The 26,720-nt window shown below is 76.7% G+C and carries 3 protein-coding genes (1 of these 3 cut by a window edge); all 3 read right to left on the reverse strand.

All coding sequences use genetic code 11. The features are described from left to right. Tightly spaced (each overlapping or abutting the next), the 3 genes in view from IAG43_RS33400 to IAG43_RS33410 form a layout consistent with a single transcriptional unit that may run on beyond the window. Window positions 1–10,842, reverse strand: coding sequence for an SDR family NAD(P)-dependent oxidoreductase (locus IAG43_RS33400; protein WP_425508663.1), 10,842 nt, complete (start codon window positions 10,840–10,842; stop codon window positions 1–3). Further along, entirely contained in the window at window positions 10,839–15,776 is a 4,938-nt protein-coding gene (locus tag IAG43_RS35165) for a type I polyketide synthase (protein WP_425508661.1), read from the reverse strand. Before IAG43_RS35165 ends, IAG43_RS33400 begins: the two co-directional genes overlap by 4 nt. Continuing rightward, on the reverse strand, window positions 15,668–26,720 hold the 3' portion of the coding sequence (locus IAG43_RS33410) for a type I polyketide synthase (protein WP_187744889.1). Its footprint extends 5,294 nt past the window's final position; only the last 11,053 of its 16,347 coding nucleotides appear in the window; the start codon falls outside the window, past its right edge; its stop codon occupies window positions 15,668–15,670. The genes IAG43_RS35165 and IAG43_RS33410 overlap by 109 nt, the downstream gene beginning before the upstream one ends.

The raw sequence follows: 26,720 nt of genomic DNA on the forward strand, positions 1-26,720 counted from the left end.
TCACGGAGTCTCCAGCTCGCTGTCGATCAGGGCGAAGATGTCCTCCTCCGTGGCGGCCGCGAGATCCGCGTCCCGCACCTCGTCGGCGTCCGCGTCCGGGGCCCCCTGATCGTCCGCCCACCGCGCGAGGAGGGCGCTGAGCCGCACCCGCAGCCGGGACCGGTCGCCGGGGGACAGCTCGTCGTCGGACTTCTCCAGTTCGTCCAGTCCGGCCATCAGCGCGTCCGCCGCCCCCGGCGCGGGCGGCACCAGTTCGGCGCCGAGCCGTTCGGCGAGCGCCTCGGGCGTGGGGTGGTCGAAGACGAGGGTGGCGGGCAGCCGGACGCCGGTGACCGCGCCGAGCCGGTTGCGCAGTTCCACGGCGGTCAGCGAGTCGAAGCCGAGGTCCTTGAAGGGCCGGTCCTGCTCGACGGCGTCGGCCGCGGCGAAGCCGAGCACGGCCGCCGCCTCGGTCCGCACCCGCTCCAGCACCACCCGTGCGCGTTCGTCCGCGGGCAGCGCCCGCAGCCGGTCGGCGAAGCCGGCCTCCGCGGCCGGGGAGGCGGCGGTGCGCCGCGGACCCCGGACGAGGCCGCGCAGCAGGTGCGGCACCTCCGGCCGGCCGGTGAAGGCGGCGGCGTCCACGGCGCCCGGCAGCACGGCGGGGTGGGCCCCGGCCATGGCCGCGTCGAGCAGGGCCGTCCCCGCCGCGGCGGTGACCGGCGGGAGGCCGGAGCGGGCGGCGCGCTCCCGGGCGGCGTCGGTGAGGGTGCCGGTCATGCCCGCGCCGACGTCCCACGGCCCCCAGGCGAGGGAGAGCGCGGGCAGCCCGCGGGCCTGCCGGTGGCGGGCGAGGGCGTCCAGGTAGGCGTTGGCCGCCGCGTAGTTGGCCTGCCCGGGGGTGCCGAGCGCCGCGGAGACGGACGAGTAGAGGACGAACTCGCCGGCGTCGGGCAGCAGCTCGTGCAGGTGACGGGCCGCGGTGACCTTGGCCGCGAGCACGGGGGCGACGCGGCCGGGCGTGAGGGTGGTGGCGACGCCGTCGTCGAGGACGCCCGCGACGTGGAACACGGAGGTGATCCGCCGTCCGCGCACCGCGTCGGACAGGGCCCCGGGGTCGGTGATGTCGCAGGCCGCGACGGTGACGTCGGCGCCCAGCTCCCGCAGTTCGGCGGTCAGCTCCGCCGCACCCTCGGCCTCGGGTCCGCGCCGGCTCAGCAGGAGGAGGTCACGGCAGCCCCGTTGCACGAGGTGGCGGGCGGTGAGGGCGCCCAGCGCCCCCGTCCCACCCGTGACCAGCACCGTCCCCGACCCGTCCCACACCCGCGGCAACGACAGCACCACCTTGCCCACATGCCGCGCCGCACTCACGAACCGGAACGCATCCGCAGCCCGCCGCACATCGAACACCCGCACCGGCGGCAACACGAACACACCCTCACCGAACAACCTCAGAACCTCACGCAGAATCTCCCCGATCCGCTCCGGCCCCGCCTCACCCAGATCGAACGCCCGGTACACACACCCCGGCAACGACCCCGCATCCCGCACATCCGCCTTCCCCATCTCCACGAACCGCCCACCCGGCACCAGCAACCGAGCCGACGCATCCACGAACTCACCCGCAAGCGCGTTCAACACCACATCCACACCACGCCCACCGGTCCGCTCCCGGAACACCCCCTCGAACAACACATCACGCGACGACGCCAACCGATCCGCACCCAACCCCGTCACCCCCCACTTACCGGGCGACGCCGTACCGAACACCTCCGCCCCCAGATGACGCGCCACCTGCACCGCAGCCATCCCCACACCACCGGCAACCGCATGCACCAGCACACGCTCACCCGCACCCAACCCCGCCAGATCCACCAACGCGTAATACGCCGTCGCAAAAGCGATCGGCACCGACGCCGCCTCCACGAACGACCAACCCGACGGCACCACCGCCACCAGACGCTCATCCGTCACCGCCAACGGACCCATCGCCCCACCGAAGAACCCCAACACCCGGTCCCCCACCACACAACCGGAAACCCCCGGCCCCACCTCCACCACCACACCAGCGGCCTCACCACCCACCGCCACCTCACCCGGATACATCCCCAGCACATTCAGCACGTCACGGAAGTTCACCCCCGCCGCACGCACCTCCACCCGCACCTCACCACGACCCAACGGCGCCACCGCATCAGGCGCCGCCACCAGACCCACGTTCTCCACCGCACCCCGCACCGACACCCCCACCCGCCACGCCCCCTCGGGGACCTGGAGGGTGCGATCGGTGACGGGCACCAGGCGTGCCGCGTACAACCGGCCGCCGCGCACGGCGAGTTCGGGCTCGTCGGTCCCGGGCGCGGTCGCGAGCGCCGCCCACGGGTCGGCGTCGGCGTCCACCAGCAGCACCCGCCCGGGGTTCTCGGACTGGACGCTGCGGAGCAGGCCCCGCACGGCGGCGCCCGACACGTCGGGCAGGTCGTCGCCGGGGTCGGCCTGCACGGCGCCGCGGGTGAGCAGCACCAGGGTGGCGTCGGTGTCCGGGCGGGCCAGGAACTCCTGGACGGTGGCGAGCATCGCGGAGACCCGGGCCTCGGTGTCGTCCAGGCCGCCGGTCCCGTCGGCGGGCGCCGAGGTGACCAGCAGCAGCCCGGCCCGGGCGGAGGCGATGTCGTCGGCGCGTACGCAGTCGGCGCCGAGCGCCGCGAGCCCGTCGGCCGCGCCGTACGGGTCGGGGCCCACGACGGTCCAGGCGGCCGGGGTGTGCGCCGGTTCGGGGAGCGGGACCCAGTCCACCCGGTGCACCGGCCGGGTCGCGGGCGCGGCGTCCGCCGGGGCCTCGGCGGCGAGCGGCCGCAGCACGACCCGTTCGGCGGTGAGGACCGTACGGCCCTCCGGGTCGAGGGCCAGCAGCTCCACCCCGTCGTCCCCGCGCGGCGTCAGCCGCACGCGCAGGGTGGTGGCGCCGGAGGCGGCGAGGGTGACCCGCGACCACGAGAACGGCAGTCCGGGCGGCCCGGCGGGACCGTCCGCCCCGGCCGCGCGGACGGCGAGCGCGTGCAGCGCGGCGTCGAGCAGCGCCGGGTGCACCCCGAACCGCCCGGCGTCCGCGTGGGCCGGCTCCGGCAGGACGACCTCGGCCCACAGGTCCTCCCCCACGCGCCGGACGCCGCGCAGCCCCTGGAACACGGGGCCGTACTCCAGCCCGGCACCGGCCAGCGCCGGGTACAGCCCGTCGAGGGCGACGGCCTCGCCGCCGTCCTGCGGCCGGGAGGCCGCCGGGACGGTCGCGGCGTCCGCCGCGCGCAGTGTGCCGGAGGCGTGCCGTGTCCAGGGACCGCCGTACCAGCCGGTGCCGTCGGGGAGGCGCGAGTGGACGGTGAACGGCCGCGCGCCGTCCTCGTCCGGAGCCTGGACGAGGACCTGGAGCTGGACGGACTCCTCCCCCGCGACGACCAGCGGGGTGTGCAGGACGAGCTCGTCCAGGTGGTCGCAGCCCGCCTGGTCGCCGGCGCGCACCGCCAGGTCGACGAAGGCCGTGCCGGGGACCACGATCCGGCCGTGCACCCGGTGCCCGGCGAGCCAGGGATGGGTGCGGACGGAGAGCCGGCCGGCGAACACCAGACCGCCGTCGCCGGCGAGTTCGACACCCGCGGCGAGGACGGGGTGTCCGGTCTCCCCCAGTCCGGCGGACACCACGTCACCGGGGCGCGCGGACACCGACGGCCAGTAGCGTTCGCGGGCGAAGGCATAGGTGGGCAGCTCGATCCGCCGGCCACCGGCGGGTGCGAGCAGGGCGACCCAGTCCACCGGCACTCCGCGCACGTGCAGCCCGGCGAGGGCGCGCAGCAGGGCGGCCCTCTCGCCGTGGCCCGAGCGCAGGGCGGGGACGGCGGCCGCGTCCTCGGCGATGTGCGGGACGAGGGCGGAGAGCACCCCGTCGGGACCGATCTCGAGGAGGACGCCGACGTCGTCGAGGGAGGCGATCGCGTCGGCGAAGCGGACGGGCTCCCGGATCTGCGACACCCAGTAGTCGGGGGTGGCCATGTCGCCGGGCGCGGTGGCGACCAGCGGGATCGCCGGGGCCTGGTAGGTCAGGGACTTCGCCACGGCCGCGAAGTCGGCGAGCATCGGTTCCATCAGGTGCGAGTGGAACGCGTGCGAGACCGTCAGCCGCTTCACACGCACGCCGTCCGCCCGCAGCCGCTCCTCCAGCCCGTCGACCGCGGCCGCGTCACCGGACACCGTCACCGACGTCGGCCCGTTCACCGCCGCGAGGTCCACGCCCTCCGGCAGCTCCAAGCCCTCCTCGGCCAGCTCCACGGCCAGCATCGCGCCGCCCTCCGGCAGCGCCTCCATCAACCGGCCCCGCGCCGAGACGAGTGCACACGCGTCGTCCAGCGACAGCACACCCGCCACATGCGCGGCAGCCAGCTCACCGATCGAATGCCCCACCAGCACGTCAGGGGTCACACCCCACGACTCGACCAGCCGGAACAGCGCGACCTCGACCGCGAAGAGCGCGGGCTGCGTGTACGCGGTCCGCGCCAGCAGCTCCGCGTCCTCGCCGAACACCACGTCCCGCAAAGGCCATTCGACATCCACCCGCGCGCACACGGCGTCGAACGCCTCCGCGAACACCGGGAACGCCTCGTACAGCTCACGGCCCATACCGGCCCGCTGCGCACCCTGCCCCGAGAACAGGAACGCCAGGCCCGGCGCGTCGGAGGCGGCGCGTCCGACGACAGCGGTGCCGAGGTCCCCGAGCGCGGCGGCCGCGCTCCCGGCGTCCGCCGCGAGGACGACCGCTCGGTGCTCCAGCATGCTCCTGGTGGTCGCCAGGGAGTACGCGACATCGGCCGGCGTCTGCCCGGCCAGGGCCTCGCGCAGCCGCTCCGCCTGCGCGGGCAGCGCGTCCGCCGTGCGGGCGGAGAGCAGCAGCGGCAGCAGCGGCGCGGCCTCCGCGGACGGCTCGGCGCCCGCCGGGCCGTCCGCGGGGTCCTGCGGCAGGTCGGCGGGGACGGACTCCAGGACCACGTGCGCGTTGGTGCCGCTCACGCCGAACGAGGAGACACCCGCCCGGCGCGGCCGGCCCGTCTCCGGCCAGGCCCGGGCCTCGGTCAGCAGCTCGACGGCGCCCGCCGACCAGTCGGCCTCGGGTGTCGGCGCGTCGACGTGCAGGGTCGCGGGCAGGGTGCCGTGCCGCATCGCCTGCACCATCTTGATCACTCCGGCGACGCCGGAAGCGGCCTGGGTGTGGCCGATGTTGGACTTCAGAGAGCCCAGCCAGAGGGGTTCGTCGCGGTCCTGGCCGTAGGTGGCGAGCAGGGCCTGCGCCTCGATCGGGTCACCGAGCCGGGTGCCGGTGCCGTGCGCCTCGACGGCGTCCACGTCCGCGGGCCGCAGGTCGGCGTCGGCGAGCGCCCGGCGGATCACCCGCCGCTGCGCCGGTCCGCTCGGTGCGCTCAGGCCGTTGGAGGCGCCGTCCTGGTTGACGGCGGAGCCGCGGACCACGGCGAGCACCCGGTGCCCGTGGCGGCGGGCGTCGGAGAGCCGTTCCACCAGCAGCAGGCCCACGCCCTCGCCCCAGCCCGTGCCGTCGGCGGCGGCGGCGAAGGGCTTGCAGCGGCCGTCGGACGCGAGCCCGAGCTGCCGGCTGAACTCCACGAAGGCGGTCGGGGTCGACATCACGGTGACGCCGCCGGCGAGGGCCATCGAGCACTCCCCCGCCCGCAGCGCCCGCACCGCGAGGTGCAGCGCGACCAGCGACGACGAGCACGCGGTGTCAACGGTGAGGGTGGGCCCCTCGAAGCCGAAGCTGTAGGCCACCCGGCCGGAGAGCACGGCCGCGGCGTTGCCCGCGCCCTGGTGTCCCTCGCTGACGTCGGGGTCGCCGGCGAGCAGCACCGGGTAGTCCTGGCCGTTGGTGCCCGCGAACACCCCGGTGTCGCTGCCGCGCAGCGCCTCCGGGTCGATGCCCGCGTGCTCGAACGCCTCCCACGCGGTCTGCAGCACGAGCCGCTGCTGCGGGTCCATGGCGAGCGCCTCGCGGGGCGAGAGGCCGAAGAAGCGGGCGTCGAACTCGGTGACGTCGCGCAGGAATCCGCCCTCGCGTACGTACGAGGCGCCGGCACCGCCCTCCGGGTCGTACAGCCGCTCGGTGTCCCAGCCCCGGTCGCCGGGGAACCCGGAGATCCCGTCGCGGCCTTCGGCGACCAGACGCCACAGGGCATCCGGCGAGTCGATGTCGCCGGGGAAACGGCAGGCCATGCCGACGATGGCGACGGGCTCGGCGTCGGCGGCGGGGCGCCCGGTCCCGGTGGCGTCCTCGTCGCCGCCGGTGCCCCGCACCAGGTCGTCGAGGTGGTGGGCGAGCGCCTCGGGGGTCGGGTGGTCGAAGACGGCCGTGGTGGGCAGGGCGAGGCCGGTGGCCGCGGCCAGCCGGTCGCGGAGCTCGACGGCGGTCAGGGAGTCGAACCCCAGGTCGGTGAAGGCCCGGCGGGGACCGACCGCGTCCACGTCGCGGTGGCCGAGGACGGCGGCGACGTGCCCGCGGACCAGCCCGGCCAGTTCGCGCCGCCGCTCCCGGTCGGTGAGCGCGGCGAGCCGGTTCACGGTCGCGGAGTCCGCACCGGCGGCCCGCTCCCCCGCCGGTCCGCCGGCTCCGGCCTGCGGCGCGGTGACGGTGAGCCGGTCGAAGAGCCGCTGCGGCCGCACGGAGGTGATCGCCGGCACGAAGCGCGACCAGTCGACGTCGGCGACGGCCACGGTCACGTCGCCGCCGTCCACGGCCGCGGCGAGGGCGTCGAGCGCCTGCGCCGGGTCCAGGGCGCGCAGACCGCGGCGCCGCAGGTAGTCGGCGGTGTCGGCGGCGCCCGCCATGCCGCCGCCGGCCCAGGGTCCCCACGCCACGGCGGTGGCGGGCAGTCCGCGGGCGGCGCGGCGCAGGGCGATCGCGTCGAGGGCGGCGTTCGCGGCCGCGTAGGCTCCCTGGCCGCCGCTGCCCCAGACGCCGGCGACCGACGAGAACAGGACGAAGGCGTCCAGGTCCGTGTCCCGCAGCGCGTCGTCGAGGTGGAGCGCTCCGGTGACCTTGGCGGCCAGCACCCGGGCGATGTCCTCCTGCGAGGCGTCGGCGAGGGTGCCGAAGTCGCCGCTGCCGGCAGCGTGCACGACGGCGGTCGGGGGGTGCTCGGCCAGCAGCGCGTCGAGGGCGGTCCGGTCGCCGACGTCGCAGGCGGCCACGGTGACCGCGGTCCCGGCCGCGGTGAGTTCGGCGGTCAGTTCGGCCATGCCCGGTGCGTCGGGGCCGCGTCGGCCGGCCAGCACCAGGTGCGGTGCGCCCCGGCCGGCGAGCCAGCGGGCGACGTGGGCGCCGAGCGCCCCGGTGCCGCCGGTGACCAGCACGGTGCCCGTGGGGCGCCACGGCGTGGCGGGGCGCGGCGGCTTCGGCGCGAGCCGGCGGGCGAGGAGGCCGCCCGCGCGGACGGCGAGCTGGTCCTCACCCCGGTGTGCGCCGGCGAGCACGGCGGCGAGGTGACGCGCGGCGTCCGCGCCGGGGTGCTCCGGCAGATCGAGCGCGCCGCCCCAGCGGTGCGGCCGCTCCAGGGCGGCCACCCGGCCCATCGCCCACAGCTGCGCGGCGCCCGGGTCGGCGGCCTCGCCGTCCCCGGCCGACACGGCGTCCCGGGTGACCGCCCAGACGGGTGCGCCGTCCTCGCGCACCGCGCCGGGGAGCGCGGAGAGTCCGCGCGACAGCCCCGGGTGCGCGGGGTGCGGGCGCGGGTCGTACGGGAGGAGCAGTCCGTCGGCGGCGGGGTCGGGCACGGTGCCGACGGTGACGGTCGCCCCGTGCGCGCGCAGGGCCTCGGCGCACCAGGCGGCCAGCGCCCCGTACGCGTCGGCGGCCTGCTCCCCGGAAGCGGCCGAAAAGCCCGCGGGGTCCGCCGAAGCGTCCGCGGGACCCGCCGGAAGGTCCGCGGGGTCGGCCAGGATCTGCCAGGTGCCGTGCAGCACGGGGGCCCCGGTCTCCGGCAGCGGTTCCCAGGTCTCGGCGTACCGCCGGTTCTCCGCGCCCCCGCTCCCGGGAGCGGGCGGCACGGACCAGTAGTGCTCGCGCTGGAAGGCGTACGTCGGCAGATCGACGACCCGGCCGCCCCATCCTGCCGCGGCCGGCGCCCAGTCGAGCGCCGCCCCGGCGGCGTGCGCGGCGGCGACACCGCGCCACCAGGCGGCGACGGGCTCGCGGCCGGAGCGCTGGAGGGCGACGCAGGCCACGTCCTCGTCCGCGTCCAGGCAGGCGCGGACGGCGGCGGTGAGCACCCCGTCGGGGCCCACCTCCACGAAGCGGGTGACGCCCTTGTCCCGCAGCGTCCGCACGGCGTCGGCGAAGCGGACGGGCTCGCGGACCTGGTCCACCCAGTAGTCCGCGCCCGCCATGTCCCCCGGCGCGGTGGCGACCAGCGGGATCGCCGGGGCCTGGTAGGTCAGGGACCGCGCGACGGCCGCGAACTCGTCGAGCATCGGCTCCATCAGATGCGAGTGGAACGCGTGCGACACCGCGAGCCGCTTGACCCGTACGCCGTCCGCGCGAAGCCGCTCCTCCAGTGCCGTGATCGCCTGCGCGTCACCGGAGACCGTCACGGACGCGGGCCCGTTGACGGCGGCCAGGTCCACGCCCCCGGGCAGGTCGAGACCGTCCTCGGCCAGCTCCACGGCCAGCATCGCGCCGCCCTCGGGCAGTGCGTCCATCAGCCGCGCCCGCGCGGCGACGAGCGTGCCGGCGTCCTCCAGCGACAGCACGCCGGCGCAGTGCGCGGCGGCCAGTTCGCCGACCGAGTGGCCGACCAGGTGACGGGGGACCAGACCCCAGGACTCGGCGAGCCGGAACAGCGCCACCTCCAGCGCGAACAGCGCGCGCTGGGTGGTGCCGGTCCGTTCCAGCGCCGTGCCGTCGCCGCACGCCCCGGCGTCCAGCCCGGCCGCCCGGCACGCCGCCGCGAAGGCGTCCGCGAAGACCGGGAAGGTCTCCAGGCCCTGTCCCATGCCGGCCCACTGGGAGCCCTGCCCCGAGAAGAGGAAGGCGGTGCGTCCCGCGCGCGCGACGTCCGTGACGGCCTGCGGCGCGGTGCCGGACGCGGCCAGCGCGCGCAGCCCGTCCAGCAGTTCGGCGCGGTCGGCGCCGAGGACGACGGCGCGGTGGTCGAGCGGGGACCGGGTGGTGGCGAGGGAGACGGCGAGATCGGCGGCGGTGAGCGAGGGGCGGGCGGTGACGTGGTCGTGCAGCCGCTCCGCCTGGGCCCGCAGCGCGACCGCGTCGCGGCCGGAGAGCACCCAGGGCACCACGGACGGCGCGGCGCCCGGCAGCGCCCCGGACTCCGCCGCGGCACCGGTGCCGGACTCCGCACCGGACTCCGCGCCCGACTCCGCTCCGGGGCCCGCACCGGGCCCCGTCGCCGCGGCCTCCTCGGCCGGCGGGCCCTCCAGGATGACGTGCGCGTTGGTGCCGCTCACCCCGAACGAGGAGACGCCCGCCCGCGGCGGACGCCCGGTGTCGGGCCACGGCCGGTTCTGCGTGAGCAGTTCCACCGCGCCCGCCGACCAGTCCACGTGCGGGCTGGGCGCGTCCACGTGCAGGGTGCGGGGCAGCACACGGTGCCGCATCGCCTGCACCATCTTGATGACCCCGGCGACGCCGGAAGCGGCCTGGGTGTGCCCGATGTTGGACTTCAGCGAGCCGAGCCACAGGGGCTCCCCGCCGTCGCGGTCCCTGCCGTAGGTGGCGAGCAGGGCCTTGGCCTCGATCGGGTCGCCGAGGGTGGTTCCGGTGCCGTGGCCCTCCACCGCGTCCACCTCGGCGGCCGAGAGCCGGGCGGCGGCCAGCGCGTCCAGCACCACGCGCCGCTGCGCGGGCCCGTTGGGGGCGGTGAGCCCGTTGGACGCGCCGTCCGAGTTGACCGCCGAGCCGCGCAGCACGGCCAGCACCCGGTGCCCGTTGCGCCGCGCGTCGGACAGCTTCTCCAGCAGCACCATGCCGACGCCCTCGCTCCAGCCGGTGCCGTCCGCCGCGGCGGCGAACGCCTTGCAGCGGCCGTCGCGGGCCAGCCCGCGCTGCCGGCTGAACTCGACGAACGCGGCCGGGGTCGCGATCACGGTCACGCCGCCGGCGAGCGCCAGGGTGCACTCGCCCCGGCGCAGCGCCTGCATCGCCAGATGGAGCGCCACGAGGGACGACGAGCACGCCGTGTCCACGGTGACCGCGGGCCCCTCCAGACCGAGGCTATACGCGATCCGGCCGGAGAGGACGCTGGTCGCCGTGCCGGTCAGGGCGTACCCCGCCGCCTCCTCGGCGACGGGCACACCGGTGCCGTAGCCGGAGGACGCGGCGCCGACGTACACGCCGACGGGCGTGCCCCTGACGCCCCGGGGCGCGATCCCGGCCCGCTCGATCGCCTCCCAGGAGGCCTCCAGGACGAGCCGCTGCTGCGGGTCCATCGCCTGCGCCTCGCGCGGGGAGATGCCGAAGAAGTCCGCGTCGAAGTTGCCCGCGTCGTGCACGAAGCCGCCCTGGCGCGAGTAGGAGGTGCCCTCTGTGCGCGAGTCCGGGTCGTAGAGGGCCCCGAGGTCCCAGCCGCGGTCGGCGGGGAAGTCGCTGATCCCGTCGCCGCCCGCGGACACCAGGTCCCACAGCGCGTCGGGCGAGTCGATGCCGCCGGGCAGCCGGCAGGCCATCCCGACGACGGCGACCGGCTCGTGCCCGGCGACGGACAGTTCGCGGTTGCGGGTCTTGAGCCGGTCGTTCTCCTTGACCAGCGTGCGCAGGGCTTCGACGTAACGTGCGTCGGCGGGCGCGGTCATGGTCAGTTCTCCCCGTCGTCTGCGGCGGCGACCAGACTCAGCAGGGCCTCGCCGTCCAGTTCGTCCACCAGGTGCGCGGTCGCCGTGCCCGCGTCGTCGTCCGGTTCCTCCCCTGCGAGGCGCAGCAGGGGGTCGAGCAGTCCGGCCTCACGCAGCCGGGACAGCGGCAGCCGGGCAAGTGCCGCGCGGACGCGCTGCTCGCCCCCGGCGGCCGTCTCCGTGTCCTCCGCGCCGGCCGTGTCCGTGCCGGAGTCCGCCGACATGCCGCACTCCTCCAGGAGGTGTGCGGCGAGTTCGGCGGGCGTCGGGTAGTCGAAGACCACGGTGGCGGTCAGCGGCAGGCCGGTGGCGGCGTTGAGGCGGTTGCGCATCTCCACCGCGGTGAGCGAGTCGAAGCCGAGGTCCCGGAAGGCCCGGTCGGGTTCCACCTCGCCGCTGTGCGCGTGGCCGAGCACCAGCGCGGCCTGCGCCCGTACGAGATCCACGGCGCTGTCGAGCCTGTCGTACGGCTCCAGCGCCAGCAGCCGCTCCCGCAGGTCGCCGGTCTCCTCGGGCGAGCCGGTACCGGCGGCCGTGTCGTCGCCCGCCAGCGGGGCCAGCAGGGGGCTGGGCCGGGCGGCGGAGAAGACCCGGGCGAAGACCGGCCAGTCGACACCGGCCACGGTCACGGTGGGCGCGCTGTCCGCCACCGCGTCGGCGAGCGCGTGCAGGGCCACGTCCGGGTCCATGGCGAGGACGCCCCGGCGGGCGAGTTCGTCCTCCGCTCCCTGGGCCATGCCCTCGCCGCGCCAGGCTCCCCAGGCGACGGACGTCGCGGCCGCCCCCCGGGCGGCCCGGCGCAGCGCCAGGGCGTCGAGACGTGCGTTGGCTGCGGCGTACGCGGCCTGTCCGGCGCCGCCCCAGGTGGCGGCCACCGAGCCGAAGAGCACGAAGGCGTCGAGGTCGTCGCCGCAGAGCGCGTCCAGGTGCTCCGCGCCGTCGGCCTTGCCCGCCCGTGCCGTCGTCAGGTCGTCCCCGGTCAGCTCGGGCAGTACGCCGAGTCCGCCGACGCCGGCCGCGTGCACGACCGCGTGCGGCGGGTGGTCGGCCAGCAGGGCGGCGACCGCGTCCCGGTCGGCGAGGTCGCAGGAGACGACCTCGGCCGTGGCTCCCAGCTCCGCTATCTCCGCGACGAGTTCGGCGGCTCCGGGCGCGGCGGGCCCGCGCCGGCCCGCGAGGACCAGCCGCTGCGCGCCGTTGCGCGCCGCCCACCGGGCGACGTGCGCCCCCAGCGCACCGGTCCCGCCGGTGACGAGCACGGTCCCCCGCGGACGCCAGGGCGCGGCGGCGACGGGGGGCGCGGGGACCAGCCGCCGGACGAGCGGGGTGTCCCGGAGGGCGACCTGGTCCTCTCCCGTGACCCCGGTGAGCACGGCGGCCAGCGCGGCGCCGGCAGCTCCCGTCCGGGGCAGGTCGACGAGACCGCCCCACAGCGACGGGTACTCCAGCGCGGCCACCCGGCCCAGCGCCCACAGCGCGTGGCCGCCCGCAGCGGGGGGCTCCTCGCCGGGGAGGGCGACGGCGCCGCGGGTGGCGCACCAGAGCCGGGTGCCGGTGCCGGCCAGGGCCTGGACGAGGGCGAGGCCGCCGAAGACGGCGGTCTCCTCGTCCAGGCCGAGCAGGGACAGCACGCCCGTCCAGGACTGCCCGTCCCCGGTGACCTCGCGCAGGCCGGACGCCGGATCGGCCGGGTCGACCAGGTGCAGGTGCACAGTGGCGCCGCACCGCCGGATCGCCTCGGCGCACTCGGCAGCCGTCGCCTCGTGCTCCGGGTGGGCCAGGACCAGCCAGCCGCCCAGCAGGACCGGGTCGGCGGGCACGGAGACGGGGCACCACTCCTCCCGGTACCGCAGGTCGCGGGCGCGGGAGCGGCCGTGCCAGCCGGCGAGCACGGGCAGCACCTCGCCGAGCCGGGCACGGTCCGCCTCGCCGCCGGCGCCGAGCAGCCCGGCGAGGGCTGCCGCGTCGCCGCTGCGGACGGTGGACCAGAAGACGTCGTCGCCGCCCGGCCCGGCGCTGTGGCCCCGCGCTCCGGGGGCGGGCAGCGGCCAGTACCGCCGGTGCTGGAAGGCGTAGGTCGGCAGGTCCACCGTCCGCCCGCCGAGACGGCCGAAGACCGCCCGCCAGTCGACGTGCGTCCCGCGGACGTGCGCCCCCGCCACGGCGGTGAGCAGCGCGCGTACGCCGTCGTGGCCGGCGCGCAGGGCGGGGACGGCGGTGGCGTCGGCGCTGATGTGCGGGACGAGGGCGGACAGGGTGCCGTCGGGGCCGAGTTCGAGGAAGGTCCGCACCCCGGTGAGCGAGGCGATCGCGTCGGCGAAGCGGACGGGTTCGCGGATCTGGGACACCCAGTAGTCGGGCGTGGCCATGTCGCCGGGCGCGGTGGCGACCAGCGGGATCGACGGGGCCTGGTACGTCAGCGACTTCGCGACGGCCGCGAAGTCCGCGAGCATCGGCTCCATCAGGTGCGAGTGGAACGCGTGCGACACCGTCAGCCGCTTCACGCGAACACCGTCGGCCCGCAGCCGCTCCTCCAGCCCGTCGACCGCGGCAGCGTCACCGGACACCGTCACCGACGTCGGCCCGTTCACCGCCGCGAGGTCCACGCCCTCGGGCAGCTCCAAGCCCTCCTCGGCCAGCTCGACCGCGAGCATCGCGCCGCCCTCCGGCAGCGCCTCCATCAACCGTCCCCGCGCCGAGACGAGTGCACACGCGTCGTCCAGCGACAGCACACCGGCCACATGCGCGGCGGCCAGCTCACCGATCGAGTGACCGACGAGGACGTCCGGGGTCACACCCCACGACTCGACCAGCCGGAACAGCGCGACCTCGACCGCGAAGAGCGCGGGCTGCGCGTAGACGGTCCGCGCCAGCAGCTCCGCGTCCTCGCCGAACACCACCTCACGCAACGGCCGTTCGACATCCACCCGCGCGCACACGGCGTCGAACGCCTCCGCGAACACCGGGAACGCCTCGTACAGCTCACGGCCCATACCGACCCGCTGCGCACCCTGCCCCGAGAACAGGAACGCCGAGTCCCCGCCACGCACCGCACCCGAGACGACCTGCGCCGCCCCCTCCCCCGCGGCCAGCGCACGCAGCCCGGCCACCAGCTCCTCACGGTCACCACCCACCACGACCGCCCGGTGCTCCAACGCCGCACGGCCCGTCGCCAGCGAGAACGCCACATCCACCGGATCGGCCCCGGCAACCACCGGCAGCAAACGCTCCGCCTGCCGCCGCAACGCATCCGCCGAACGGCCCGACAGGAGGAAGGGACGGGGTCCGGGCAGGGCGGGCCGCGGCTCGGCCGGCTCCTCGGCGGGCGCCGCCTCCAGGATCACGTGGGCGTTGGTGCCGCTCACACCGAACGAGGAGACACCGGCCCGGCGCGGCCGGCCCGTCTCCGGCCAGGCCCGCGTCTCGGTCAGCAGCTCGACCGCGCCCGCGGACCAGTCCACCTGCGGGGTCGGCGCGTCCACGTGCAGGGTCACCGGAAGGACTCCCCGGCGCAGCGCCTGCACCATCTTGATGACGCCCGCGACACCGGCGGCGGCCTGGGAGTGTCCGATGTTGGACTTCACCGATCCCAGGTACAGGGGTTCGTCCCGGTCCTGGCCGTAGGTGGCCAGCAGCGCCTGCGCCTCGATCGGGTCGCCCAGGGTCGTGCCGGTGCCGTGGGCCTCCACGGCGTCCACGTCCGCCGGGCCCAGCCCCGCCGCCGCCAGCGCGGCGCGGATCACGCGCTGCTGCGCGGGGCCGTTCGGCGCGGTCAGGCCGCTCGACGCGCCGTCCTGGTTGACGGCGGAGCCGCGGACCACGGCGAGCACCCGGTGCCCGTTGCGGCGGGCGTCGGAGAGCCGCTCCAGGAGCAGCACCCCCACGCCCTCGCCCCAGCCCGTGCCGTCGGCGGCGGCGGCGAAGGACTTGCAGCGGCCGTCGGCGGCGCTGCCCTCCTCGAAGCCGAAGCCGGAGAACATGGTGGGCGCGGACATCACCGTCACGCCCCCGGCCAGGGCGAGTTCGCACTCGCCGGTGCGCAGCGCCTGGGCCGCCAGGTGCAGGGCGACCAGCGACGACGAGCAGGCGGTGTCCACCGAGACCGCCGGCCCCTGCAACCCGAAGGTGTAGGAGACGCGGCCGGACAGGACGCTGCCGGCGTTGGCCGTGCCCAGGTAGCCGTCGAGCGCCGCGGGGTCGATCACCGAGGGGTAGTCGTGGTACATGGCGCCCGCGAAGACGCCGGTCCGTCCGCCGCGCAGGGTGCGCACGTCGATGCCGGCCCGTTCGACCGCCTCCCACGAGGCCTCCAGGAGCAGTCGCTGCTGGGGGTCCATCGCCTGGGCCTCGCGGGGGCTGATGCCGAACAGGGCGGCGTCGAAGTCCCCGGCGTCGTAGACGAAGCCGCCGCGTGCCGCGGTGGACCCGCCCGGTGTGCGCCAGCCCCGGTCGGCGGGCAGCGGGCCGAGCGCGTCCGTGCCGGAGGCGACGAGCTCCCACAGGTCCTCCGGGGAGCGCACGCCGCCGGGGTACCGGCAGGCCATGCCGATGACCGCGACGGGCTCGGCCGCCCGCTCCTCCAGGTCGCGCACCCGGCGGTTCGCGTCGCGCAGTTCCGCGGTGGCACGCTTCAGGTAGGCCAGCAGCTTCTCCTGCTGACCCGGATTCCCGCCCGTGGCCGTGCCCGCTGCGATGTCGCCCGTGCCCGTGGCCTTGTCGCCCGTGGCCGCGGTGGTGCCCGCGGCTGCCGTGTCCGTGTCCGTGTCGGTCATGATCTGCTGTCCGCGTCCTCTCACGACGTCTCGAACTCGTTGTCCAGCAGCGCGAAGACCTCTTCCGCCGAGGCGGCGTCCAGGTTCTCCGGCTGTTCGTCCCTGGCGTCCTGCTGCCCGCCGCTCCACCGGCCGGCCAGCGCACGCAGCCGGGCCGCCACCCGGGCCCGGTCCTCCTCGTCGGCCTCGACCCGTTCGAACCCGGCCTCCAGGCGGGCGAGTTCGGTGAGCAGGCCGTCCACGGCCCGCCCCGGTTCGGGGGCCAGCTGGGCACGGAGGTGGCGGGCGACGTCGGCTGCCGTCGGGTGGTCGAAGACCAGCGTGGCGGGCAGCCGCAGCCCGGTGGCGGCGGAGAGCCGGTTGCGCAGCTCGACGCCGGTGAGCGAGTCGAGGCCCATCTCCAGGAAGCCCCGGTCGGCGTCGACGGCGCCCGGTGAGGCGAAGCCGAGGGCCGCGGCCAGCTGACCGCGCACCAGATCGAGCAGGATGCGCCGCTGTTCGGCCTCGGGGGCCTGGGCGAGCCGGTTCCGCAGCGCGTCCGGGTCGCCGCCCGCGGCGGCGGTCCGCTGCTCCTCGCGGGGCGCGAGGACCCGCAGCAGCGGGTGCACCGGGGACCGGCCCCGCAGGGCCGCCGGCTGGAGCGCCACCGGCACCACCAGCGCCCGGGAGGCCGCGCAGCCCGCCGAGAAGGCGGCCATGCCGTCCTCCGTCGTCAGGGCTCCCATGCCGGATCGCGCGACCCTGCGGACATCGGCCTCGGTGAGCGTCCCGGTCAGTCCGGTGCGTTCGGCCCAGGGCCCCCAGGCCAGCGACACCGCGGGCAGCCCGCGCCGGCGGCGGTGCGCGGCGAAGGCGTCCAGGAAGACGTTGGCCGCCGCGTAGTTGGCCTGCCCCGCGCCGCCCAGCACACCCGCGGCGGACGAGAAGAGCGCGAACGCCGTCAGGTCGCTGTCCCGGGTGAGCTCGTCGAGGTTGAGGGCGCCCCGCACCTTGGGCGCGAGGACGTGGGCGACGCTCTCGTCCGTCATGCCGGTGAGCACACCGTCGTCGAGGACGGCCGCGGTGTGCACCACGGCGGTCAGCGGGTGCGCGGCGGGGATCGCCGCGAGGGTGCGGGCCAGCGCGTCGCGGTCGGCGATGTCGCAGGCGGCCACGGTGGCCTCGGCGCCCAGTTCGGCGAGTTCGCCGACGAGTCCGGCCGCCCCGGGCGCGTCCGGGCCGCTCCGGCTGATCAGCAGGAGGTGGCGTACGCCGTGGTGCCGGACCAGGTGCCGGGCGAGGGCGCGGCCGAGGGTGCCGGTGGCGCCGGTGACGAGCACGGTGCCGTCGGGGGTGTCCAGGCCGGTGGGCTGCGTCGCCTCGGGTACGGGCATCCGGACCAGCCGGGGGGCGAGGACACGGCCGCCGCGTACGGCGACCTCGGTCTCGCCCTCCTGAAGGGCGGCGGTGACGGCGGCGTGCAGCATCCCGGTGCCGGCGTCCGGCCCGGTGTCCGGCCCCGCCTGCCCGGCCGGGTCGAGGTCGACCAGGACGAACCTGCCCGGGTGCTCGGCCTGCGCGGAGCGGATCAGGCCCCGTACCGCCGAGTCGACCACGTCGGTGAGGTCGTCCTCGCCGGTGGCGACGGCACCGCGGGTGACCACGGCCAGGGGCTGTGCGGCGTGCTCCTCGTCCGCGAGCCGGTCGCGGACCAGGGCGAGCGCCCGGGTGACGGCCGCCTCGACCGCGGCGGCCGGGTCCTGCCCGGGGTCGCCGTCGGTGAAGGCGGCGACGGCGTACGCACCGTCGGCTGCGGCGCCCGCGACGGCCCCGAGCGGCAGCTCGGTCGCCCACTCCACGTGGAAGAGGGTGGTGGCGAGGCCGCGCCGGGCGGCGGACAGCTCGGTGCCCACCGGGCGGGCCACCAGGGCTCCGACGCCGCCGGCCGGTGTGCCGGTGTCGTCGTGGAGCGCGAGGCCCACGCCGTCGTCGGACTCGGTGAGCCGGACCCGCAGGACCCGCGAGCCGGTGCCGGGCAGGGACACATCCCGCCACATGAAGGGGAGTTCGGCCGCCCGGCCGGTCCCGTCCGCGTCCCCGTCGCGCAGGCCGCGCAGCAGCCCGATGCCGTGCAGGGCGGCGTCCAGGAGCGCCGGGTGCAGCGCGAAGCCGTCGGCGGGCAGGCCCTCGGGGAGCCGTACCTCGGCGAAGAGCTCGCCGTCGCGGTGCCAGGCGCCGGTCAGCCCCCGGAAGGCGGGGCCGTAGCTGTAGCCGATGTCGGCGATCGCCTCGTAGAAGCCGTCGAGCGCGAGCGGTTCGGCGCCCGGCGGCGGCCAGGCGGCGAGGTCGCCCGCGGGCCGGTCCGCCGGTGCGGCGGGGGCCAGGGTGCCGCTGGCGTGCCGGACCCAGGCGGCGTCCGGGGCGTCGGCGTCACGCGCGTGGACGGACACCTCCCGGCGGCCGTCCTCGCCGGGGGCGCCGACCGTGAGCTGCACCGCGACGGAGTCGTGCTCGCCGAGCACCAGGGGTGCGCCGAGGGCGAGTTCCTCCAGGACGGGGGCGTCGGCCCGCGCGCCGGCGTGCAGCGCCATCTCCACGAACGCGGTGCCCGGCAGCAGCACGGTGCCGAGCACCGCGTGGTCGGCCAGCCAGGGGTGGGTGCGCAGCGAGAGCCGCCCGGTGAAGACGGTGCCCGCGCCGTCGGCCAGGGTCAGTGCCGCGGTCAGCAGCGGGTGTCCGGTGCTGCCGAGGCCCGCCGCGCCGAGGTCGCCGGTGCCCGCGGGCGCGGGCTCCAGCCAGTAGCGGTCGCGCTGGAAGGGGTACGGCGGCAGGGCCACGGTCCGCACGGGGAGCCCGGCGAGCGGCGCGGAGAGATCCGCGGTGCCGCCGTGCACGTGGAGTTCGGCGGCGGACAGCAGGAAGCGCTCCATGCCGCCCTCGTCGCGGCGGAGGGTGCCGAGCACGGTGACCTCGCCCGGGTCGAGGCCGGGGATGTCGTCGAGGATCTCGCCGAGCGCGGGGGCGAGCACGGGGTGCGGGCCGATCTCCACGAGGAACCGGGCGCCCTGCTCGACCAGCCCGCGCACTCCGCGGTCCAGGTCGACGGGGGTGGCGAGGTTGCGCTGCCAGTAGCCGGCGTCGAGCAGTGCGCCGTCGACGCGCTCGCCGGTGACGGTGGAGTGGAACGGCACGGTGCCGGAGGCCGGTTCGAGGTCGGCGAGGAGGCGGGCCAGTTCCTCGGCCATCGGCTCGACCTGGGCGCAGTGCGAGCTGAACTCGACGCGGACCCGGCGGACCCGGATGCCGTCCTTCTCGCAGGCCGCGAGGAAGTCGTCGAGCGCCTGGCGTTCGCCGGCGACGACGGACGACGCGGGGCCGTTGATCCCGGCGAGGGAGAGCCGCGTGCCCCACGGTTCGAGGAGTTCGCGGGTCCGGTCGGGGGTCAGCGCCACGGAGGCCATGCCGCCGAGCCCGGCGACCGGCATGAGGACGATGCCGCGCAGGGCGACGATCCGGGCGGCCTCGGCACGGGTCAGCGCGCCGGAGGCGTAGGCGGCGGCGATCTCGCCCTGGGAGTGGCCGAGGACCATGTCGGGTTCGACGCCGTGCGCCCGCCAGAGGGCGACGAGCCCCGCGGTCACGGCGAACAGGACGGCCGGTGTCACGTCGACCCGGTCGAGCGACGGGGCGCCGTCGGCGCCGCGCAGCACGTCGATGGGCGACCAGTCGACGTGGCGGGCCAGTTCCTCGGCGCACGCGTACAGTTCGGCGGCGAAGACCTCGGAGCTGTCCATCAGGCCGACCGCCATGTCCGCCCACTGGCCGCCCTGCCCGGGGAAGACGAAGGCGACCTTGCCGGGGCGGGCGACGCCCCGGACCAGGTGCGCGGCGGCCTCGCCGCGGACCAGGGCGGCGAGTGCGGCGCGCCGGTCGGTGTCGGAGGCGGCGACGACGGCGGCGCGGTGTTCGAGCAGTGCCCGGCCCGTGGTCAGCGAGTGGGCCAGATCGGCGGGATGCGCGGCGGGAACGGTGTCCAGGTGCTCCAGGAGCCGTACCGCCTGGGCGCGCAGCGCCTCCGCGCCGCGGGCGGACACGATCCAGGGCGCGACCACGCCGTCGAGTTCGGGCGCGTCCCCGGCCGCGCGGCCGTCCGCCGGGGACGGTGCGGCCGCGGCGGGGCCGCCGTCGCTTTCGGCGGCACGGCGGTCCTCGCCGCCGGGGCCGTCCGTGCCGGCGGCGACGGCCGCGCCGTCGGGCACGTACTGTTCGAGGACCAGGTGGGCGTTGGTGCCGCTGCCGCCGAAGGACGACACGGCGGCCCGGCGGGGACGCCCGTCGGTGTCCGGCCAGTCGATGGTCTCCCGCAACAGTTCGACCGCGCCCGCCGACCACTCGACGTGCGGGGTCGGCTCGTCGATGTGCAGCGTCTTGGGCAGGACCCCCTCGCGCAGCGCCATGACCGTCTTGATGACGCCTCCGACGCCGGCGGCCGACTGGGTGTGCCCGATGTTGGACTTCACGGACCCGAGCCACAGCGGCCGGTCCCCGGGGCGGCCGTGTCCGTACGTGGCCAGGATCGACTGGGCCTCGATGGGGTCGCCGAGCGTGGTGCCCGTGCCGTGCGCCTCGACGGTGTCGACGTCGGCGGTGTCCAGACCGGCGTTGGCCAGTGCCTGGCGGATGACCTTCTGCTGGGCGCGGCCGCTGGGGGCGGTCAGCCCGTTGGACGCGCCGTCCTGGTTGACCGCGGTGCCGCGGATCAGCGCCAGGACCGGGTGCCCGTTGCGCAGCGCGTCCGAGAGGCGCTCCACCAGGATCACGCCGACGCCCTCGCCCCAGCCGGTGCCGTCGGCCGCCGCGGCGAACGGCTTGCACCGTCCGTCGGGGGCGAGGCCGCGCTGGCGGCTGAACTCCGTGAAGGAGGCGGGGGTGGCGAGGACCGCGGCGCCGCCGGCGACCGCCATGTCGCACTCGTTCTGCCGCAGTGCCTGGCAGGCGAGGTGGATGGCGACGGCGGAGGACGAGCAGGCCGTGTCGACGGTGGCCGCGGGCCCCTCCAGGCCGAAGGTGTAGGAGATGCGTCCGGAGGCGGCCGCGGTGCCGGTGCCGGCGAGGAAGAAGCCCTCGGCCTCGCTGCCCGCCTGCTGGGCCCCGATGCCGTAGCCGACGAACGAGGTGCCGACGAACACGCCGGTCGCGCTGCCCCGCAGGGACGACGGGTCGATCGTGGCCCGTTCCATCGCCTCCCAGGTCGCCTCGAGGAGCAGGCGCTGCTGCGGGTCGGTGGCCACGGCCTCACGGGGGCTGATGCCGAAGAGACCGGCGTCGAAGTGGGAGGCGTCGCGGAGGAATCCGCCCTCCTTGACGTAGGAGGTCCCGGGGTGGTTGGGGTCGGGGTGGTAGAGGTTCTCCAGGTCCCAGCCCCGGTCCTCGGGGAAGGGGCCGACGGCGTCGGTGCCGTCCAGCACCAGCCGCCACAGGTCCTCCGGCGAGTCGACGCCGCCGGCGTAGCGGCAGCTCATCCCGATCACGGCCAGCGGCTCGTCCTCGGTGGTGCCGGTGGCGCGGGCGGCCGTGGACTCGGCGGCCGCCTCCTCGCCGAGGACCTCGGCGAGCAGGTGGTCGGCCAGGTCGGCGGGGGTCGGGTGGTCGAACACCAGGGTGGGCGGCAGTTTGCGGCCGGTGGCGGTCTGCAGGCGGTTGCGCATGTCGACGGCCATCAGCGAGTCGAAGCCGAGGTCCCGGAAGGCACGGCCGGCCTCGATCCTGGCGGAGTCCGCGTAGCCGAGCGCGGCGGCGGCGTGCCCGCTGACGAGTTCCAGCAGGTGCTGGGTGCGCTGCGGCCCGTTCAGGGCGAGCAGCGCGTCGCGCAGGGCGTCGACCTCGCCGGGTTCGTCCGCCGCGGCGCCGGGGGCGGCGAGCGCCGCCTCGGCCTCCGGGATGTCCATGATGAGCGGCCGGGCGCGGGCCGCCGTGTAACCGGGTGTGAAGCGGGCCCAGTCGATGTCGGCGACGGTCAGGCAGGTCTCGTCGGCGTCCAGCGCCTGGTCGAGCGCGGCGAGGGCGAGGCGCGGCTCCATCGCGTGCAGCCCGCGCCGGCCGAGCTCGGCGGCGGCGTGACCGTCGTCGGCCATGCCGCCCTCGGCCCAGCCGCCCCAGGCGACGGCGGTGGCGGCGAGGCCCCGGGCGCGCCGGGCCTGCGCCAGCGCGTCGAGCACGGCGTTGCCGGCCGCGTAGGCGGCCTGGCCCGCGCCGCCCCAGACTCCCGCACCGGACGAGAAGAGGACGAACGTTCCGATGTCGCCCACCAGTTCGTCCAGGTGGCGGGCGCCTTCGGTCTTGGCGGCGGCCACCGCGGCGAACTCGGCCTCGTCGCAGTCGGCGAGTGCCGTCGCCTGCGGGACGCCCGCGGCGTGGACGACCGTGTCGGCGGGGTGCTCGGCGAGCAGCGCGGCGACCTGGTCCCGGTCGGTGACGTCACAGGCGGCGACGACCGTCTCGACGCCCCGGGCGGTCAGTTCGGCGGCGAGGCCGAGGGCGCCGGGTGCGTCCGGGCCGCGGCGGCCGGTGAGGACGAGCTTGCGTGCGCCCCGGTCGGCCATGTGGTGCGCGAGGTGCCGTCCGATGCCGCCGGTGCCGCCGGTGATCAGCACGGTGGAGCCGGGCTGCCAGGACCGCGTGGGCGTGGCGCGCGGGGCCCGGACCATGCGGCGGACGAAGACGCCGGCGGGCCGGATCGCCGACTGGTCCTCCGCTCCGGGGCCGTCGGACGCCCCGGAGTCCGCGGACCGCGGTGCGAGCAGCCGCAGCAGGCGGCCCAGGACCCGGTCGTCGGGCTGCTCGGGCAGGTCGACGAGTGAGCCCCAGCAGTCGGGGCGTTCCAGACCGGCCACGAGGCCCAGCCCCCAGGTGGCGGCCTGGGCGGTGTCCCGTACGGGGTCCACGCGGCCGACGGAGACGGCGCCGCTCGTGACGAGATGGACCGGGACCGGGGCCGGGCGGGCGGCGGCGGCACGCAGCAGGGCGAGGTTCTGCGCGGCCCCGGTGCTGATGCCGGGGTGGTCGGGGTGCGGGCGGGAGTCGAGGGCGAGCAGGGAGACGACGGCGGTCGGTTCCTGCTCCTCGGGCAGTTCGCCGGGCGCGGTCACGCGGGCCTCGGCGCCGGCCTGCTCGACCAGTGCGGCGAGCCTGCCCGCCAGTTCCTGCTGCCCCTGGCCGGCGACGATCGCCCAGGTGCCGGTGAGCGCGGGCCGGGCGGGGCCGGTGAGGGGCAGCGGCTTCCATTCGACCCGGTAGCGCCAGCCGTCGACCGTGGAGCGGTCGTGGGAACGCCGCCGCCAGGCGGTGAGCGCCGGCAGGACGGGGGCGAGGGCGTCGGTTCCCAGGGACTCGGCGAGCGCTTCGGTGTCGCCGCTCTCGACGGCGGCCCAGAAGCTCCCCTCCTCGGCGGTGCCGCCGCCGGCGGGTGCCGCCGTCTCCTCGGGTGCGGGCTCCCACCAGTAGCGGTCCCGCTGGAAGGGGTAGGTCGGCAGGTCCACGGCGGTGCCGCCGGACGCCCAGGAGGGCTCCACACCGCGGGTGAAGGCCTCGGCGAGGGAGACGGAGAACCGTGCGAGGCCGCCCTCCTCGCGGCGCAGCGAGGACAGCAGCACCGGGTCGGGCGCACCGGCGTCGTCGGCGGTCTCCTGGACGGACGAGCCGAGCGCCGGGTGCGGGCTGCACTCGGCGAAGACGCCGAACTCGTCGGCGAGCAGGGCGCGCGTGGCGGGGGCGAACTGCACGGTCTGCCGCATGTTGCGGTACCAGTAGTCCGCGTCGAGCCGCGTGGTGTCGAGCAGCCCGCCGGTGACCGTGGAGTAGAACGGGATGCGCGAGGCACGCGGCCGTACGGGCGCCAGCACCTCCAGGGCCTCGTCGCGCAGCGGTTCGACGACGACCGAGTGCGCCGCGCCCTTGATGCGGAGCTTGCGGAAGCGCACGCCCTCGGCCTCCAGCGTGGCGAGGAACTCGTCGAGCGGTGCCTCGTCGCCGGCGACGGAGACGGAGGACACCCCGTTGACGGCGGCGATGCTGAGCGCTCCGGACCAGGGTTCCAGCCGCTCCTGGGTCTGCTGCGCGGGCAGCGAGACGGAGGCGATCGCGCCCTGCCCGACGACGCGGGACAGCAGCCGGCTGCGCTGGGTGACGATCAGCGCGGCGTCCTCCAGGGTGAGGGCGCCGGCGAGATGGGCGGCGGCGATCTCGCCCTGCGAGTGGCCCACCACCGCTTCCGGTTCGACGCCGTGCTCGCGCCAGAGCTCTGCGAGGGCCAGCATCATCGCGAACAGCACGGGCTGGATGACCTCGACCCTGGTGAGGTCCGCGGCGCCGGGCCGGCCGAGCAGTGTGTCCTCGACCGACCAGTCGAGGTGCTCCTCCAGTGCCTGGGCGCAGGTGCGCAGGGTGGTGCGGAAGGTCGCGGACTCCTCGATCAGCCGGTCGGCCATGCCGGGCCACTGCGAGCCCTGGCCGGGAAACACGAACGCGACCCGTCCCCTGCGCCCGGCCGCTCCCGTCACCAGGCCGGGCGCGGAGGCGCCGTCGGCGAGGGCGGCCAGCCGTTCGCGGTGGCCGCCGGGGCCGAGGAGGACGGCGCGGTGCTCGAAGCGGGAGCGGGTGGCGGCCAGCGAGTGGGCCACGTCGCGGTCCGTGAGCGCGGGGTGGGCGTCGAGGTGGCCGGAGAGCCGCCGCGCCTGGGCGCGGAGCGCTTCGGGGGTGCGGGCGGTGAGCAGCCAGGGCAGCTCGACGGGCGTGCCGGAGCCGGTCCCGGGCGCGTCGGGGGCGGCCTCGTCGGCGGGCGCGCCGGCTGCGGGCTCCGCGGCGGGCGCGGGCTCCGGGAGGGCCTGCTCCAGGATGGTGTGGGCGTTCGTCCCGCTCATGCCGAACGACGAGACGGCCGCACGGCGCGGACGTCCCGCGTCCGGCCACTCCAGAGCGTCCGTCAGGAGCCGGACGCCGCTGCCGTCCCAGTCCACGTGCCCGGTGGGCTCGGTGATGTGCAGGGACCGCGGCAGCACGCCGTGGCGCAGGGCCATCACCATCTTGATGATGCCGGCGACGCCGGCGGCCGACTGCGTGTGCCCGATGTTGGACTTCACCGAGCCCAGCCAGAGCGGCTGTCCGTCGTCCCTGCCCCGCCCGTAGGTGGCCATCAGGGCCTGGGCCTCGATCGGGTCCCCGAGTTCCGTCCCGGTGCCGTGCGCCTCGACCGCGTCCACGTCCCCGGTGTCCAGGCCCGCGTCGGCGAGTGCCGCCCGGATGACGCGCTGCTGGGCGGGTCCGTTGGGGGCGGTCAGGCCGTTGGAGGCGCCGTCCTGGTTGACCGCGCTGCCGCGCACAAGTGCGAGCACCCGGTGCCCGTTGCGCCGCGCGTCGGAGAGCCGTTCGACCAGGAGCATGCCGACGCCCTCGCCCCAGCCCGTGCCCTCGGCGTCCGAGGAGAAGGCCCGGCAGCGGCCGCCGGGCGCGAGCGCGCCGCCCTGCGCGGCGTCGGCGAACATGCTGGGCGTCGTCATGACGGTGGCGCCGCCGGCCAGCGCCATGGTGCACTCGCCGCGGCGCAGGGCGCCGATCGCCAGGTGCAGCGCCACCAGCGACGACGAGCACGCGGTGTCGACGGTCACCGCCGGTCCCTCGAGCCCGAAGGTGTAGGCGAGCCGGCCGGAGATGACGCTCGTCGCGGTGCCGGTGAGGATGTGCGGGCGGGAGCCCTCGGGGACGTCGAACCGGCCGATGCCGTACCCGGAGGTGGCCGTGCCGATGTACACGCCGGTGGACGAGGCGCGCAGCCGCGCGGGATCGACCCCGGCCCGCTCGAACGCCTCCCAGGAGGTCTCCAGCAGCAGCCGCTGCTGCGGGTCCATGGCCAGCGCCTCGCGCGGGGAGATGCCGAAGAAGGCGGGGTCGAACCCGGCGGCCTCGTAGAGGAATCCGCCCTCGAAGGTCCGGCGGTCGCCGCTCTCCCCGCCGTCGCCGTAGAGGGTGGCCGGGTCCCAGGACCGGTCGGTGGGGAAGTCGCCGATCGCGTCGGTCTCGTCGGCGACGATCCGCCACAGGTCCTCGGGGGTGTCGGCGCCGCCGGGGAAGCGGCAGGCCATGCCGACGATGGCGATGGGGTCGTCGTCGGCCGCGACGGCCGTCCGGCCGGGCCCGGCGGGCACCGGCGCGGCCCGGTCGCCGGCGATCTCCGTCACGAGGTGGGCGGCGAGCGCCTCGGGGGTGGGGTGGTCGAAGACCAGGGTGGCGGGCAGTCTGGTCCCGGCCGCCTGGCCGATCCGGTTGCGCAGTTCCACCGAGGTGAGCGAGTCGAAGCCGAGGTCCTTGAACGGCCGCGTCGGGTCCACGGCGTCCGGTGAGGCGAAGCCGAGCACCGCCGCGACCTGGCCGCGGACCAGTTCGAGCGCGGTACGGGCCCGGTCCTCGGCGGGCAGCCGGCGCAGCCGTTCGGCGAACCCGCCCGGTACGGCGGAGCGGTCGGCGACGCGCCGGACGGGCCGGGCCAGGCCGGTCAGCAGCGGGGGCAGCGGCCCCGGGGACGCGGTGAGCAGGGCCGTGTCCAGCAGGGCCGGGGCCATCGCCGGGCCGGGCAGGCCGAGGGCGGTGTCCAGCAGGGCGAGGCCGCGCTCCGCGTCCAGCGGCGGGAACGCGGAGCGTTGGATGCGGGCGGCTTCGGACTCGGTGAGGGCGTCGGCCATGCCGCCGACACCGGCCCAGGCGCCCCAGGCGAGGGAGAGCGCGGGCAGTCCGCGGGCGTGCCGGTGGTGGGCGAGGGCGTCCAGGTAGGCGTTGGCGGCCGCGTAGTTGGCCTGCCCGGGGCTGCCGAGCGTGCCGGATATCGAGGAGTACGTGACGAACGCGGCCAGGTCGGCCCCGGCGGTCGCCTCGTGCAGGACGGCCGCCGCCGTCTTGGGGGCGAGGACGGCCGCCAGCCGGTCCTGGTCGAGCGATTCGACCAGGCCGTCGTCGAGGACGCCGGCCGCATGCACGACGGCGGTCAGCGGATGCCGCTCCGGGACGCCGGCCAGCAGGGTGGCCACCGCGTCGGGGTCGGTGATG

The sequence above is a fragment of the Streptomyces genisteinicus genome, from assembly GCF_014489615.1.
GTDB lineage: Bacteria > Actinomycetota > Actinomycetes > Streptomycetales > Streptomycetaceae > Streptomyces > Streptomyces genisteinicus.